The organism is Fusobacterium ulcerans ATCC 49185, from assembly GCF_900683735.1.
Lineage (GTDB): Bacteria > Fusobacteriota > Fusobacteriia > Fusobacteriales > Fusobacteriaceae > Fusobacterium_A > Fusobacterium_A ulcerans_A.
Map to the genome: position 1 here is coordinate 1,535,165 of NZ_LR215979.1, position 16,417 is coordinate 1,551,581.

11 protein-coding genes are annotated in these 16,417 nt (G+C 29.7%); 1 reads left to right on the plus strand and 10 read right to left on the minus strand.

Going from position 1 to position 16,417, the window contains the following annotated elements; genetic code table 11:
* Window positions 1–339: 339 nt before the first annotated feature.
* The gene (locus E0E45_RS06915) at window positions 340–2,607 is read right to left on the minus strand and encodes a bifunctional dihydroorotate dehydrogenase B NAD binding subunit/NADPH-dependent glutamate synthase (protein WP_130890493.1); all 2,268 of its coding nucleotides are present in this window, start codon (window positions 2,605–2,607) and stop codon (window positions 340–342) included.
* Between the two features lie 348 nt (window positions 2,608–2,955).
* On the opposite strand from E0E45_RS06915, the gene E0E45_RS06920 reads away from it, so the two are divergent.
* Window positions 2,956–4,818, plus strand: coding sequence for an EAL domain-containing protein (locus tag E0E45_RS06920; protein WP_130890494.1), 1,863 nt, complete (start codon window positions 2,956–2,958; stop codon window positions 4,816–4,818).
* Window positions 4,819–5,032: 214 nt separating this feature from the next.
* Here the strand turns inward: E0E45_RS06920 and coaBC are convergent, their stop codons facing one another.
* The 9 genes from coaBC to polA are packed head-to-tail and all read right to left on the minus strand — an operon-like array spanning window position 5,033 to window position 16,349.
* A complete protein-coding gene (coaBC, locus tag E0E45_RS06925; protein WP_130890495.1) occupies window positions 5,033–6,202 on the minus strand; it encodes a bifunctional phosphopantothenoylcysteine decarboxylase/phosphopantothenate--cysteine ligase CoaBC in 1,170 nt (389 codons plus the stop codon).
* 12 nt (window positions 6,203–6,214) lie between these two features.
* The gene (locus E0E45_RS06930; protein ID WP_130890496.1) at window positions 6,215–6,886 is read right to left on the minus strand and encodes a hypothetical protein; all 672 of its coding nucleotides are present in this window, start codon (window positions 6,884–6,886) and stop codon (window positions 6,215–6,217) included.
* A 55-nt stretch (window positions 6,887–6,941) separates the two neighbouring features.
* Window positions 6,942–8,006 carry a magnesium/cobalt transporter CorA gene (gene corA, locus E0E45_RS06935; protein WP_130890497.1) on the minus strand — a complete coding sequence of 355 codons (1,065 nt, stop codon included), beginning with the start codon at window positions 8,004–8,006 and terminating at the stop codon, window positions 6,942–6,944.
* An 18-nt stretch (window positions 8,007–8,024) separates the two neighbouring features.
* Window positions 8,025–9,545, minus strand: a complete 1,521-nt coding sequence (locus tag E0E45_RS06940) for an Eco57I restriction-modification methylase domain-containing protein (RefSeq protein WP_130890498.1) — start codon at window positions 9,543–9,545, stop codon at window positions 8,025–8,027.
* 3 nt (window positions 9,546–9,548) lie between these two features.
* Window positions 9,549–11,009 (minus strand): murein biosynthesis integral membrane protein MurJ, encoded by a 1,461-nt coding sequence (murJ, locus tag E0E45_RS06945; protein WP_130890499.1) that lies wholly within the window; start codon window positions 11,007–11,009, stop codon window positions 9,549–9,551.
* A gap of 58 nt (window positions 11,010–11,067) precedes the next feature.
* The gene (locus E0E45_RS06950; RefSeq protein WP_130890500.1) at window positions 11,068–11,754 is read right to left on the minus strand and encodes a segregation and condensation protein A; all 687 of its coding nucleotides are present in this window, start codon (window positions 11,752–11,754) and stop codon (window positions 11,068–11,070) included.
* Entirely contained in the window at window positions 11,729–12,685 is a 957-nt protein-coding gene (locus tag E0E45_RS06955) for a bifunctional riboflavin kinase/FAD synthetase (protein WP_130890501.1), read from the minus strand. Before E0E45_RS06955 ends, E0E45_RS06950 begins: the two co-directional genes overlap by 26 nt.
* Before the next feature lie 13 nt (window positions 12,686–12,698).
* Window positions 12,699–13,595 (minus strand): DNA-binding protein WhiA, encoded by an 897-nt coding sequence (whiA, locus tag E0E45_RS06960; RefSeq protein ID WP_130890502.1) that lies wholly within the window; start codon window positions 13,593–13,595, stop codon window positions 12,699–12,701.
* A 27-nt stretch (window positions 13,596–13,622) separates the two neighbouring features.
* The gene (polA, locus tag E0E45_RS06965) at window positions 13,623–16,349 is read right to left on the minus strand and encodes a DNA polymerase I (RefSeq protein ID WP_130890503.1); all 2,727 of its coding nucleotides are present in this window, start codon (window positions 16,347–16,349) and stop codon (window positions 13,623–13,625) included.
* Window positions 16,350–16,417: the final 68 nt, after the last annotated feature.

The following is a 16,417-nucleotide window of genomic DNA, read 5'->3' on the forward strand; positions in this document are numbered from 1 at the left end:
ACTATTGACTTTTTATTAAATTTAAGGTATTATCTATCATAGATATCAAGTATCTAAAGCATGGGTTAAAGGTTTTTTTAGCAACAAGTAAGTAGTTAGTGTTCTCTTTTATGTATAAAAGAGAACTTTTTTTATTTCTTTTTCTTATGTTGAAATCTCAAGATTTTCCACTTCAAAGGAGCTTTTTATATTTTTTCTTTTAGAAGTTATCTGAAAAAATTCTTTGTAATATAAAAAAATACAGAGATTTTACTCTCTGTACTTTTTTATTTATCTATTTTATTTTTTTGTTATGTTTTATCAGCTGTTCCTCTATCCTGTTTATTCCAGATGATTTTCTTATTTATTTTTCAAATAATTATCTATCTCAGCTGCTGCTTTTTTTCCTGCTTCCATTGCAAGTATTACTGTAGCTGCACCTGTTACTGCATCTCCTCCTGCAAATACTCCCTCTCTTGAAGTTTTTCCTGTTTCCTCTTCTGCTTCTATTCCCTTCCATCTATTGACTTTAAGGTTTTCTGTTGTTGAAGCTATCAATGGATTTGGAGATGTTCCTAGTGACATTATTACTGTTTCTGCTTCTATTATAAATTCGCTGTTCTCTATTGGTGAAAATTTTGCTCTTCCACTTTCATCTGGTTCTCCAAGCTCCATTCTTATACATTTGATCTCTTTTACCCAGCCTTTTTCATCTCCCACTACTTCTGTAGGCGATACTAGAAAATGGAATTTAATTCCCTCTTCTTTAGCATGTTCTACCTCTTCTCTTCTAGCTGGTAGTTCTGCTTCTCCTCTTCTATAGACTACTGTTGTATCTGCTCCCAGCCTCTTAGCAGTTCTGGCAGCATCCATAGCAACGTTTCCTCCACCTACTACTATTACTCTCTTACCTATTTTTATAGGTGTTGCATAATCAGATTTATTAGCTCTCATAAGATTTACCCTTGTAAGAAATTCATTTGCTGATATTACACCATTATAGTTTTCTCCAGGTATATTCATAAATCTTGGCAGTCCTGCACCACTTCCTATAAATACTGCTGAAAATCCTTTTCTCTCTAAGAGTTCATCTATTGTAAAGGTTCTTCCTACTACTGCATTAGTTACTACTTTTACTCCCAATTTATATAGGTTTTCTATTTCCTTATCTACTACTTTTTCCTTTGGAAGTCTGAACTCTGGAATTCCATAGCTGAGTACTCCCCCTAATTTATGAAGCGCTTCATAAATAGTTACATCATATCCCATCTTAGCCAAGTCCCCAGCTGCTGTAAGTCCTGCTGGTCCTCCTCCTATGACTGCAACTTTCTTATTATTCTTTTCTTTTATTTCATACTCTATTCCATTTGCTATTACCCAGTCTCCTACAAATCTCTCTAATTTACCAATAGATACAGGCTCACCTTTTATTCCTAGTATACATTTTCCTTCACATTGAGTTTCCTGTGGACATACTCTTCCACATACTGCTGGAAGATTTGAATATTCAGCTATTATCTTTCCTGCTTCTAACATATCTCCCTCTTTTATCTTCTGAATAAAAGCTGGTATATTTATTGATACAGGACATCCCTGTACACATAGAGGATTTTTACAATTAATACATCTTGAAGCTTCTGCCTGAGCCTCTTCCATATTATATCCATAACATACTTCCTCAAAGTTTTTATTTCTTATATCTGGTTCCTGCTCTCTCACAGGTACTTTTTTCTTTTTATCCACTACTATCTCATGATTAGGGCAAGAAGGATTGTGATGTGTTTCTCCATCTTCTATCATTAAAATATTTCTTCCCTCTTCTGTTTTGTACATATTCTGCCTTCTCATTGCTTCATCAAAGTTTACCTGATCTCCATCAAATTCCGGTCCATCTACACAGGCAAATTTAACTTTTCCCTCTATTGTTACTCTGCATGCTCCACACATTCCAGTTCCATCTACCATTAAAGGATTTAGACTTACTGTATTTGGAATATTGTTTTCTCTGCATTTTTTAGATGCAAACTTCATCATTATCATAGGTCCGATTACAATAGCGTGATCATAATGCTTTCCTTCTTTTAAAAGATCATCTATTACATCTGTAACCATTCCTTTTCTTCCATATGTTCCATCATCTGTACATACATAAAGATTTCCAGATACAGCTTTCATTTCATCCTCAAATATCAGAGTATCTTTGCTTCTTGTACCAATTATTACATCAGCATCTATCCCTTTTTCCTTCATCCATTTTACTTGTGGATATACTGGAGCTGTTCCTACTCCTCCTGCTACAAAGAGATATTTTTTCTTTTTTAATTCTTCTATATCTGTATGTATAAGCTCGCTTGGCTGTCCAAGAGGTCCTACTACATCAGCAAAATATTCTCCCTTTTCAAATTCTCCCATTTTTTTAGTACTCTCTCCAAGTACTTGAAAAACAATAGTTACTGTTCCTTTTTCTCTGTCATAATCACATATAGTCAGTGGGATACGTTCTCCCTTAACATCTGTCTTAATGATAAGAAACTGTCCTGGTTGAGCTGACGCTGCCAGATCAGGAGCTTCTATATCCATATAACAAATGATTGGTGTTAGCCATTTCTTTTCTACTATTTTATACATCCTCATTCCTTCCTTATCACATTTTATTACCTTTTATTATATACCTAAGAGTATACTCTAAGTCAACTTTTAATTTTTTGGACAGATTATATTTTATAGAAATTCCTCTTTATACACCTTTATTTTATCAATATTTTTATGTTTTTTATAACAAAAAAAATCATAAAAAGATTAGATTTTCAGCCTTAAAAGAATCTTCCATATTTAATTTCAGACCGTTCTATATTCATTACACTCTTGTATTCAAATATATTTTATGATACAATTTTTTTGTGAATATTATATCAAAATTTTTATTTTAAATATAAAATTAAAATATTTATATATAAATTTCTTAAAGGAGAAAAAATGTATCTTTATGATGATTTTGAGCTTCAACAATTAATAGAAAAAGAATTAAAAAAAGATAAAAAAAATCTCCATTCTATTTTATTTGTAATACATGTTGAAAGTTCTATTTATAAAAATGATAAAGAATTAAAAAAAGATATTTTAAAATTATTAGAAAAATATCCTTTATTTAAAAAAAGTACTTTTGGTTTTATTTCATCTGGTAAATTAGTAGTATTCTCTGATGAAGAAAAAGAGGAAACTGAAAAAGTAATGAAAGATTTTCTAATAGCAGCTAAAAATGAAAATATTTATAAAAATATTTCTATTGGAGCAACAATAAGAAAAAATAAAGATACTAAACTTGAAACTCTCTACCAGCAAGTTATTCGTGCTATATTTCATGCTGAAACTGCTGGTGGCTGGCAGTATTTTTTTTACTCTGAAAATAAAGAAAATGAGTTTCTTGAATCTGTCAAAAGTTTTTGGGAGTTCAATAAAGAATTGTCAGACTCAGAATTTTTTTCAAAACTAATGGCAAATGATGAAATAAAAAGTTTGATTGAAAAATTAGAAAGATTTGATACTATATCTGGCTTGCCTACTTATAACTCTTTTACACAAAAAGCACAAAGTTTCATAAAAAATAACAATGAAAGAAAAAAATTAGGAGTACTTTATACTGATATTATTGGTTTTAAATCTTTAAATAAAATATACAATGAAGAAGAGGGAAATCGTTTTTTAAGATCCTTTGCTGATTTTATAAAATTAAATGAATTTTATATAACTGCCTGCCGAGTATATGCTGATAATTTTATAGAGTTATTTACTATACCAGAAGGAGTAACTATAGAACAGTTATCTGAAAAATTTATAAGAGATTGTAATGGATTTCTGCAGAATGAGGCTCGTTTCCATCCTAAATGCAATCTAGGATTTATTTGTGGTATGTGTGCTGTAGATAATAAAGATGAAAGCTTCTTTTCTTATATAAGTAAAGCTGATGAAGTAAGAAAATATTTAAAACCTTCTCTAGTTTCTAAAAGTGGAGTTTTTGATGATCATAAAAAAGCTCTTTATTTAGCAAAACAAGAAAATTTAAGAATTATAATAAATGCTTTGAAAAATGAAAATTTTATTTTTTATCTTCAACCAAAAGTAAATATTCTTACAAATAAAATTATTGGAGCTGAAGCTCTTGCTCGTATGGAAACTTCTGATTCTGCTCCTTCTTTAGCACCTGGTGATTTTATTCCTTTAATGGAAGAAACTGGGGATATAGTAAAACTAGATTTTTATATATATAAAAAAGTATGTGAATATCTAAAAGAAAGAAAAAATAAAGGACTTTATCTGTTTCCTATCTCTGTAAATGTATCCAGAGAACATTTTAAAAATCCTTATTTTGTTCAGCAATTAGATTATATAGTAAAAAACAGTGGAATAGAAAGAAAATATTTTGAATTAGAAGTGACTGAAAGTTTATTCAGCAATAATATGTATGATATCCTCAGTGCTATTTATGAATTGAAATCTTTAGGTTATAGTATCCAAATGGATGATTTTGGTTCTGGTTATTCAAGTCTCAATTTATTGAAGGATATTCCTTTTGATCTTATTAAATTAGATAAAGAATTTTTTGGAAAAGGAGAAATTATTAAAAAAAATAAAATTCTTATTGAAGGAATTGTCGCACTTTGTAAAGAACTTAATATTCCTCTTCTTTGTGAAGGAGTAGAAACAAAGGAACAAGTTGATTTTTTAAAAAGTATTGGTTGTAACTTAGTTCAAGGTTTTTATTTTACAGGGCCTATGACTATAGAGAATTTTGAAAAAACATATATTGAAAATAATATTGACATTTTAAAAGGGGTTTAGAACCTCTTTTTTTATAATTTTAAAGAATATATCATTAAAAAGATAAATAAAAATTTTATCAAACCTTCGAAAGCAAATTTAACCTGCTAGAGTCTTTTCAAATTACAGCAGATTGCAATGCATTGAAATGTTAATTTTAAAATTAAATTTGAATCAACTATAAAATAAAAATAGAAAAATAAAAAAGGCTGCTAATTAAACAACCTTTCATATCTTACAATTTTATTTCTTTCAATATATCATATGCAAGCTGAGATTTTTCCTTTTCAGGCATCTCTTTCATCTCTTCCTGACTTTTTATTATAAGTATCTCATTAGTTTTCTTCTGCATATTAGCAGCATTATTAGCCACTATCATATCTAGATTCTTTCTCTTTAATTTACCAAGAGCATTTTCCACAATATTTTCTGTTTCAGCTGCAAAACCTATTAAGAACTGATTTTTCTTCAATTTTCCCATTTCATAAAGAATATCAGGATTTCTATCAAGAATAATAGTCATATCTTCATCTTTTTTCTTTATCTTCTCTGTTGAATATATCTTAGGTTTGTAATCAGCAACTGCGGCACAAGCAATCGCTATATCTACTGTTTCAAATTCTTTTACAGCAGCTTCATACATCTCCTGAGCACTTCTTACCTGAATAAATTTCTTTATTCCTTTTGGTATATCCAGTTCTGTAGGTCCTGAAATAAGTATAACCTCTGCTCCCAGCTTTTGTGCTGCTATTGCCAGAGAATATCCCATCTGACCACTGGATCTGTTAGAAAGATATCTCACAGGGTCTATAGCCTCTTCTGTTCTTCCAGCTGTAATAAGTATTTTTTTACCAGCTAAATATTTATCTGTTTCTTCAAAATAATTTTCTAGTATCTCTACTATTTCAGCCTCATTTTTTAATCTTCCTTTTGCATTTACATTACATGCTAAAAATCCTTCATCTGATTCAATAAAATTATAATTATATTTTTTCAATTTCTCTATATTTTCTGATAAAATTGGATTTTCATACATATTAACATTCATAGCCAATGCAAAAAAGACAGGACTTTTAGTTGCAGAAATTACAGTTGAAAGCATATCATCTGCTATTCCATTGGCTATCTTTCCTACTATATTGTATGTTGCAGGTGCTACAAGAACTACATCTGCCCATTGAGCAAGAGAAATATGTTCCACTTCAAAATGAGGAGTTCTATCCCACATACTTACATAAACTCTTTCTCTAGACAAAGTTTCCAGAGTGAGAGGTGTTATTATTTCAGTTGCATTTTTAGTCATTATGACCTTTACATTGTAACCCTTCTTTTTCAAAAGAGAAACTATGTTCGCTGATTTATAAGCTGCTATTCCGCCAGTTACTCCCAGCAGTATATTCTTCATGATGTCCTCCGATTATTTACCTATTCTTTTTTCAAGGTAATATTCATCTCTTTTTTCTTTGAATTCTTTTATCTGCTCAGCAGTAAATCCTGCATCTACCAGACTATCAAAGTCATAATCTCTCATATCTTCCATGAACTCATAGCATCCTTCACTAAGAATATTAGCAAATTTTCTACTTTTACTATATATCTTACTGATTTTTTCTCCTTTATTCAAAAGAGTAACTATTTCCCATTCAATATTTTTATTTAAATAATCCTGATATTTTTTCTTACCTTCATCTATACCTTTTAAATCATTTGGCATAGCATCAAGGATGTCTACAGTTACCTCTTGGAGATATGTGATTCCTTTTTCTTTTAGTTCTGTATTTAATTCTTGAAATTTACTTGATGAGAAAAACTTTTCAATTTCAACTTTATAAGAATATCTTGTTTTAGTATTGTAAGGGATGCAGTAAGAATCCAAGATTTCTTTTAGTCTTTGAACTTCCTCTTTATTTTCTTTCAGATTTTTTTCGAACACTTCTAATTGCCTTGGTGTAAACTTATTCAAAGATTCGATTTCGTTAATTAAATTAGAAATTTCATTCTCTTTAGAAGTAAGAGTTTCTTCCAGCTTTTCGATTTTTTTCAAATATTCCTCATCATTATTTTTTTTGAATATTGATAGCAGTCCCATAAATCCCTCCCAAGTACATTGATATTAATTAGATTATAAAGCATTTTTCCAATAACTACAACCATTTTTTTCGTTTAAAGTATGCAAGCATCCCTAAAACTAAAATAAACATGACACATAAAATTACATAATATCCATCACGCCATTCTAATTCTGGCATATATTTAAAGTTCATTCCATACAAGCTGGCTAAAAAACTTAATGGCATAAATATTGTTGATATAATAGCAAGTATTTTCATAACTTCATTCATTCCATTGCTGATAGTGGAATGATAAAGCTGAACAAGTTCAGTTACTCTGCTGTTTAGTATATCCAATGTATCACATACAATTATTCCATGGTCATACAAATCTGTCAGATATATTTTTATATCATCATTAAAATATTCTGTAAGCCCTTTTGATTGTAATTTAGCTATAAGTTCTCTTATTGGTGATATTGATCTTTTTAAAGTAGTTACCTTTTGTTTCAAATTCATTATAGATTGAAGATCATCTTTATCTGAATTATCTATTACTTTTGATTCCAATCTATCTATCTCTAATTCCACTTCATCTAATATAAGAAAATAGTTATCAACTATTGTATCTATTATTGTATAAGCAAGATATCCAACACTTTTCTTTCTCATTTTAGAGTTATGGGACTCTATTCTAGCCCTTATAGTATCAAAAATATCCCCTGGACTTTCCTGAAATGTAAGAAGATAATCTTCTCCTAGTATAAAAGATACCTGTTCATATCCTATCTCTTTTGAAATAAGATTCAAATTCAGCATCTTCATTACTATAAACAGATAATCTTCCCGTTCTTCTACTTTTGCTCTTTGTGTACTATTTACAAGATCTTCAAGTACCAGATTGTCTAGATCATACATTTCTCCCACTTTTTTTATCAAGGGGATATTATGGATACCATCTATATTTACCCAAGTAACTCCTCTAAAATTTTTATCAAAAACAAAATCATCATCTTCACTATAATTCTCTTTTTTTATTATACTGTCATTATATGAAAATACTTCAATAGATATTTTATGGTTGGAATCTTCCCCTGTATAAATTATACTCCCTGGAGGAAGTCCCACCTTCTTTTTTCTATTTGATGAATCGTTCATTTAATTCACCTCACTTCTCTACATCATTTTTTTTCTGAAATAATCATTTATTTCCTTTTCTCTTTCCTGAGAAAACTCTTTTATCTGTTTTTTTACTAGTTCCTCTATATATACAATCTCTTTTTTATTTTTAGAATAATAGATAGGAGTTTCTTTTAAAGGGGTAGAATAAAACTCAAAATTCTTCCCTTTTATCTTACCATTATATTTGAACCATTGCAAAAAAACTTCTGAATTTATGTAGCCCAGTATGTAAAAAAGACTTAAATCATCACTTTTTTTTGTTATAAAATATATATCTGCACTTCCATAAAATTCTCCCTCATCATAAGAAAACTGATTTATTTTACATCTTTGACGTACTAATATTTTAGGTTTAGTAAATATCTCTCTTTCTCTTGCCCATTGAAGCTCCCACCAATTAATGCTCCCAGTTTTCACTTCTCTTCTTTGAGAAAGTTTATTTTGATATTTTGCCAAATGCTTCATAACAGTTTCATCAGGAATAGCCTTTTCATCTAAATACAATATCCAGAAACTATTTTCTTTATTTGTATATTTTCCTATGTCCTTATTCTTATAAAAAGGTTTTAAAAACTCTTTAAACTCTTCCTTATAATCTTCAAATATATATGCTTCATCTAACCCAGAAACAATTCCCTGATTAACATTAACTAAGTCCTTCATTTTATAATTAGACATTCTCAAAATTTTCTTATTAAACTTTAATATTTCCTCATCAGCAAGAACAATTTTTCCACTTTCATCATACAGCAGCGAATTTTTTATTTCAAAGTCTTTTTCAGGAATACTTATTTTTACTTTTTTATCTTTCTTTTTGTCCTTTTCCCAAAGAAATATTATATTATGCTGTCCTACTGCTTTAGTAAATACTGAATTATCATAATTTTTTATTTCTATAAAGTTTCCATTTTCTCTTAGTACCTGTCTGAGCTTTTTACCACTGTCAGCTCTCAGCCAGTAATTAGTAGTAATATATGCCATTATTCCATTATCTTCTAATATTTCTATTCCCTTTTCTATAAAAAAATAGAAATAGTCCATTCTAGCTTCATAATAATTTTTTCCAAACTCTGTTTTTCTTATCTCCTGAAATATACTTTTATTATTCTTTTCTCCCAAGTATGGTGGATTTCCTAAAAGTATATTAAATTTCATATTTTCTATTTCCAAAGAATTACAGCACAGCACTTTTACTTCCCCTATAAGTCTATACTTTTTTAATAGCTCTCTTCCTCTTATCATTGTTAATTTTACTGCTTCTTCGTTTATATCAAAACCTGTTATCCAAGAGTCCACAAAAAAATACTCTCCTGCTATCTCTTTAGATATCTCCAGAAGTTTTTCCAAAGCTATCAATAAAAGATTCCCATTTCCACAAGAAAGATCTCCCAGTTTTACATTTTTTAATTTTTTCAGAGTTTTATTCTCACCAAAATAGCAGTTAAATGCCTGTTCTATGATTTCTTTTGCTATCTTATGAGGGGTATAAATACTGTAATTATACTCTTCTTTCATAGATTAAAACACTTCCATTTTATTTTTTATAAGAGATTTCGCCCAGAATATCATATATACTGCTGAAAATACAAGCAGTTTAATAACAGTATTATGCACATAATAACTTGCCCCTAAAGCAATTGCTGTAGTAAGCATTACCTTTCCAAAGAATATAAGTGATCTTTTCAATGGGAACTTCATATATTTTTTTCTGAATATATATACAAGGAGGATAAAATTTACTCCTGAAGCTATTGATGTAGAAAGTGCAAGCCCTCTATATGCCATTGGCTTTATCAAAGCAAAGTTAAGCACTATATTTATAATAATAGAAACAATAGAAAATCTTACAGGATAAGAACTGTTCTTTACACTGTAAAATGCTCTTGTCATCAAATATATAGCTGTATAAAAATACAACCCCAATGAATAATAAAGAAGAGCTTCTGATGTAACTTTTACCGCATCTTCTCCAAACTTTCCATAAGAAAGAGTCAATCTGATTACATCTGCTGAATAAAATGTCAATACTGCTATTGATGGTATAATAAGGAAAAGAAGTATATTTAATCCTTTAACAATATTATTTTCTGCTGTCTTTAAATCATTTTTTGCTACTGCCTTTGACAGTACAGGGAATATGACTGTAGATATAGATACTCCAAATACTCCCACTGGAAGCAGATATAATCTTGTTGCATTCTCAAGGGCAGTAACTCCCCCCTCTTGCAGATATGAAGCAAATACCTGATCTACTATTGTATTTACCTGTCTGGCAACTATTCCTACAAGCATAGGGCACATAAGTATAAATATTTTTTTCAGGTATGGATCTTTCCAATTTATTTTAAAAGAATATCCTTTTACTATTTTAAAGAATGATGGAAGTACTATTAAAAGCTGAAATGCCCCTCCTAAAACTACCCCATATGCTAGAGCTGATATACCAAAAGTTTTACTGAATCCCATCGAAGCAAGAATTATAGCTAAGTTGAAAAATATTGAAGTAGAAGCTGGTATAGCAAACTGCTTAAAATTATTCAGCATAGCACATATCATTCCAGAAAGGCTTATAAATATAAAATATACTGACATTATTTTTAAAAGCTGAGATGCCAATATCTTTGTTTCAGTAGGAAATCCATTTACAATAAGGTTTATTATATCCTGTGAAAATATTATCATTAAGAGAGTTATTAAGGTACTGAAAATAAAAATAAGATTCAGTATAGAATATATGAATTCCTTTCCTTTTTCTTCCCCTTCTGTTTCTATTTTTTCATTATATAGGGGAATAAATGAGCTTCCCAATGCTCCTTCTCCCAGTAATTGTCTAAAGAAATTACTTATTTTAAAAGCACTAAAATACGCATCTGTTGCTCCTGAGGCACCAAAGTAGTAAGCTATGATAGTTGCTCTTACTAATCCCAGCACTCTGCTTACCATTGTTATTATCATTACTAGAAGCCCACTTCTAAACATAAAAAAACTCCTCTATTTTTATTATATGTAATTATTATTTTTAATCTTGTTAATTTATTTATGATTCATGTTTATTTCTCATGACCATATCTCCATCTATAAGTATAAGTCCATCTTTATATAATTCTAATATAGCAAGAAATATATAAACAAGATGCATTCTATTCTCTGCTTCTTTAAAAAGAGAGTCAAAAGTTCTATTTTGTGAGAAAGTCTTTAAATACAGCCTATCCATTTCATCTTTCAGGGTATATTGCTTATCTAAATGAAGTTCCATGTACTCATCATCTTCATTTTTCTTGAGATATTTTACATATGAGCTATATAAATCCCCAGCTTTTAATTTTGAAAGATCATATTCTTTTGCTACTTTTTTAATTATCTTTCTTCCTTCACCTCTAGAGTAAGAGATATTATACTCATTTTCCATTTCTGAAACTTTTACAGCTATTTCTTTGAAAAGTTTGTAATCCTCCAGCCTTCTTTTCAATTCTTTTTCTTTATTCTGTTCATCATTGATAGTAAGAAGGGTTGAAGCCTTTATTTCTAAAAGTTCAGAAGCTACAACAAGAAATTCCACTTTTATATGGAAGTTTTCATCTTTTGCCTGTTCCAGCACAGAAAGATATTCATCTATTATTTGAGATATTTTTATTTCAGATATCTTCAGCTTTTTTTTTTCTATAAGATGAAGAAGAAGGTCCAAAGGCCCTTCAAAGTTATCTATCTTTAGAACTATATCCATTTTTCCTCACTTTTACAAAATTCTGCCAATTTTTTACATCATTTCCTATTACCTGTTTAAGTTCATCTACAGAGCTGAATTTCTTTTCATCTCTCATGAATTTCATTATCTCTACATATATTTTTTTCCCATAGATATCTCCATCAAAATCAAGAATATGTACTTCTACACTTCTCTCTCCCGGTTTCAAAGTAGGATTGACACCTATATTCACTACTCCATACCTCTCAATATCTTCTCCCTCTATTTTTACCATAGCGCCATATATTCCAAAGGGAGGATACAATCTATTTGATAGTTTTATATTGGCAGTAGGAAATCCAAGCTGCCTTGCAATTTTTTTACCATGTATTACTTCACCAATTATTAAAAACTGATGTCCTAAGTATTTATTTACTTTTTCAAATTCTCCTCTCTGAATACTTTTTCTAATAAGAGTAGAACTTATAACTTGATCATCAAGAGTTACAGCAGGTATTTCATTAACTTTAATACCCATATCTTCTCCAATGGTTATTAAATCTTTAGTTTTTGCCTTTCCCCCTTCTCCAAAGGAAAAGTTGAATCCAACAAATATTTCTTTACTGTCTACATCTTTTTTCAATATTTTTACAAATTCTATAGCTGTCAAATCAGCAAATTTTTTATTAAAAGGCTGAAGTATGAGGTAATCTATTCCCATACTTTCTAATATATATATTTTTTCTTCTAAAGTATTGATACATTTAGGTGTTTTTGAAGCATCTATTACTTCCATAGGATGATTAGCAAAAGTAAATACAACAGATATCCCATTGTTTTCCTTAGCTTTTTCTACAGCTGCTTCTATCAGCTGCTGATGCCCATAATGTATTCCATCAAATGTTCCTATAGCAACATAGCTATTATGGAATTGTTCCTTTGTATCAAAAATGTCATTGATTATCTTCATATTGCTTATTCCCCTATTCTCTTTCTTCCTCTAAAAGATTGTTGTAAATTTCTTCGATTCTTCTAAATCTGTTTCTTACTCCTGATTTTGATATACCAATCATTTCAGCTATTTCTTGAAGAGAACTTTCAGGATTCTGTAATCTTAAAAATGCTACTTCTTCCAACACAGGACTCAAGGTATTCAGACCAAGTACTTTTCCTATATAATTTATCATTTTTATTTGATTATTACCAGTGTTTAATGTTTTAGTTTCGTTAGCAACTTCCCAGTTCATTTCTCTGATAGTTTTATTTTTCAAGTCCTTTATCATAGTAGTTTCTTCATATTTGAAGAAAGCCTGTATAGTTCCAATCATTACCATTACATCCATTATATCTTCAGAATTTCTAAGATATACAAGAGGTTTGTTTCTCTTTTTAGTTTTAAATACTTTTTTTCCCTTTTCCTGAAGCAATTCATAAAGTTTATCTGCTGCCTCTTCATTATCTATGAAAAAATCCAAAGCATATTCTTTTACTGGATCTTTTATATATCCACACGCTAAAAATATACCTCTTATGAAGCCTTTTAGTATATCTTCACTAGCTGATATTACTCCTTGAGATATATTTATTTTATTTATAAAATCTCTATATCCTCTTTGCTTCTGTACAGTTATAATATAAACATTATGTTCTCCAAGCCTTCTGCTTGTAAGATACTTTATTCCAATAGTAAGATCAGTTACTTCTTTAAGTATCTTATATACTCTCTTCGCTAAAGGAAGATTTTCAAGTTTAAGTTCTACTTTATCCTTTCCTAATGCATTCTTACTAAGCAGGACAGCAGATAATTCTGCTGTTTTTTCTATTTCAGTAATCATTTCATTAGCAAGTATCTCCTGCTTTACTTTAAAGGTGTAAGACATTTCTGTACTCCCCCCTAGTGATTTTAATTATTTTGTTTCTGCCCAGTTTTTACCTATATTAGTATTTATATCAAGAACTACATCATTGAATTTAACAGAATTTCTCATGATATTTTCTATTATTGTTCTGTATTCTTCAACTTTTTCCTCTTTTATTTCAAATATAAGTTCATCATGTACTTGTAAAAGAAGAGATATATCCTCTTTACCATCTATAACTTTAAATATTTCTATCATAACTTTTTTCAATATTTCAGCAGCAGTTCCTTGTATTACACTATTTACTGCCATTCTTTCAGCCTGATTTTTTATATTTTTATTTTTTGAAATTATTCCTTCTATTATTCTTCTTCTACCAAAATAAGTTTCTGTATATCCATTTTTTTCAGCATAATCAATTATTGATCTTTCAAAATCTTTAACTCTAGGATACTGTTCAAAATACCTGTTGATATAGTCTGTAGCTTCTTTTTGAGGTATTCCCAATTCTTTAGATAATCCAAAAGCAGTCTTTCCATATATTATACTGAAGTTTATTGTCTTGGCAATTATTCTCTGCTCACGGCTTACTTCTTCCCCTTCTCCCAGTTCAAAGATTTTTTTTGCTGTTACTCTGTGAAGATCTTCATTATTTTTATAAGCAGCTATCAGATTTTCATCTTTTGATAATTCTGCCAGAACTCTAAGTTCTATCTGTGAATAGTCTATGCCCATAAGAACATTTCCACTATCAGCTATAAATCCCTGCCTTATTTTCATTCCTTCATCTGTTTTTACAGGAATATTTTGAAGATTAGGATTAGATGATGAAAGTCTTCCAGTAGTAGTTCCTATCTGGTTGAAAGTAGTATGAAGTCTGTCCTTGCTGTCTGCCAGTTTAGGAAGAGCATCTACATATGTATTTTTTAATTTTGCATATTTTCTATACTCAAGTATATAAGAAGCTATTTCCACTCCATCATTTTTCAATTTTTCCAATACTTCTTCATCTGTAGAAAGTCCTGTTTTAGTTTTCTTTACAGGGTCTAAATTCAACTTAAAGAATAATACCTCAGCCAATTGCTTAGGTGAATTCAGATTAAACTCTTCTCCTGCTATTTCAAATATTTTCTTTTGAAGATCACTTAACAATATTTCAAGTTCTTTTTCATATTTAGCAAAATAAACAGGATCAATTTTTATTCCTTTTCTTTCCATTGCAGAAAGAACTTTGATAAGGGGCATTTCTGTTTTTTCAAGAACTTCAAAAAGATCTTTTCCCTTAATCTCTTCCATTGCTATACCATAAGTTTCCATTATTCCCTTGCTTCTCTCTGTAAGAAACTTTCCATACTCTTCAGTAGAAAGATTCCCTGGTGCTTCTTTCCCAAATTTTTCTGAATATGGAGCTATATCTATTCCTGAAAGCTGTTCAAGAGGTATTTCTACTCCCTCTTTAGTTTGAGAAGATATCAAATGATATGCTATCATCAGATCCATATCCATATTTTTTATTTCTACTCCCTCATTTAGTAAAGGTTTGAAATTATATGTTATAAATTTAGAGTCAGAGTTTCTGAAAAATTCTTTTATTTTGTTTAAATCAAGATTTTTATGAAATAATGGTGTATGTCCCAGAGGAAGATAAAAATCATCTTTCACAGAACTTACAGCAAACCCTGTTCCTGAATAGAAAAAGGCTAATCTCTTTTCTCCTGCTAATTTATCAGTGAATTGTTTAAATTTCTCTTCATCATCTATAACAATAAAACTTCTATCTTTTGATATTACTGCTGCAGGCTCGCTTTCTTGTACAGCAACAGTTGAAAACAATCCCATCTGTAGATTTGTACTTGTCACTTCTGGAGCTTTTTCTGTCACTGATGGAGCTGCTTCTAATCCCATCTTCTTTACCAGCACTCTGAATTCAAGTGTTTTAAAAAGTTCTAAAAGTTTTTTATTATCTGCTGAATATTTTAAATCATCTATTGTACAGTCTATTGGAATATCCTTTTCAATAGTAGCAAGTTTTCTGCTCATAAAAGCTATCTCTTTATCTTCTATCATATTTGTTATAAGAGATTTTCCTATCCCTGGTATTTCAGTCAGTTTATCAATATTCTCGTAAATCCCTTCTAAATCTCCATATTTTTCAAGCATAGGTGCAGCCTTTTTAGGTCCAATTTTTCTAACTCCTGGTATTCCATCACTGGAATCTCCAATCAGTCCAAAGAAATCTGGAATCATTTTAGAAGTTACTCCTAAATATTCTACAACATCTTCATCAGTTTCTAATATTTTAAATTTATCTCCACCTTCTCCTTTTCCAAGAAGAGCAATTTTAACATTTTTATCAAGTATTTGAGCTAAATCCTTATCTCCTGTAACTACAATTACTTCTATCCCTTCTTTTGAAAGTTTTTGAGAAAGTGTCCCCATTACATCATCAGCTTCATATCCTTCTATTTTAAATCTGTTTATATTGAAGCCATCTAATAGTTCTTCTATTCTTGGTATTTGTAAAAGAAGATCTTCAGGAACTGCATCTCTTTGAGCTTTATATTCACTGTATATCTCACTTCTTTTCAGAGAAGCTCTCTTTACATCAAAAGCTGCTCCTATATAATCAGGGGAGAATTCTTTTATAATACTCAAAAGTGTATTAGTAAAACCATATACTGCTCCTGTAGGTTCATTTTTAGTTCTAAAATTCATGTTGGCAAAATATGCTCTATACATTATTGCACTTACATCTAAAAGTACAGCTTTCTTCATTTTTTCTCCTCCATAGGTTATTTATTTTCCATCTCATATTATATCATAAATCTATACAAAGTCTTATA

Bases quoted from the DNA above. Each gene is read 5' to 3' on its own strand.
- E0E45_RS06940 (WP_130890498.1), bottom strand. From the start codon at position 9,545: ATGAAAGAAGAGTATAATTACAGTATTTATACCCCTCATAAGATAGCA.
- whiA (WP_130890502.1), bottom strand. From the start codon at position 13,595: ATGTCTTACACCTTTAAAGTAAAGCAGGAGATACTTGCTAATGAAATG.
- corA (WP_130890497.1), bottom strand. From the start codon at position 8,006: ATGAACGATTCATCAAATAGAAAAAAGAAGGTGGGACTTCCTCCAGGG.
- murJ (WP_130890499.1), bottom strand. From the start codon at position 11,009: ATGTTTAGAAGTGGGCTTCTAGTAATGATAATAACAATGGTAAGCAGA.
- E0E45_RS06915 (WP_130890493.1), bottom strand. From the start codon at position 2,607: ATGTATAAAATAGTAGAAAAGAAATGGCTAACACCAATCATTTGTTAT.
- E0E45_RS06955 (WP_130890501.1), bottom strand. From the start codon at position 12,685: ATGAAGATAATCAATGACATTTTTGATACAAAGGAACAATTCCATAAT.
- E0E45_RS06920 (WP_130890494.1), top strand. From the start codon at position 2,956: ATGTATCTTTATGATGATTTTGAGCTTCAACAATTAATAGAAAAAGAA.
- E0E45_RS06950 (WP_130890500.1), bottom strand. From the start codon at position 11,754: ATGGATATAGTTCTAAAGATAGATAACTTTGAAGGGCCTTTGGACCTT.
- E0E45_RS06930 (WP_130890496.1), bottom strand. From the start codon at position 6,886: ATGGGACTGCTATCAATATTCAAAAAAAATAATGATGAGGAATATTTG.
- polA (WP_130890503.1), bottom strand. From the start codon at position 16,349: ATGAAGAAAGCTGTACTTTTAGATGTAAGTGCAATAATGTATAGAGCA.
- coaBC (WP_130890495.1), bottom strand. From the start codon at position 6,202: ATGAAGAATATACTGCTGGGAGTAACTGGCGGAATAGCAGCTTATAAA.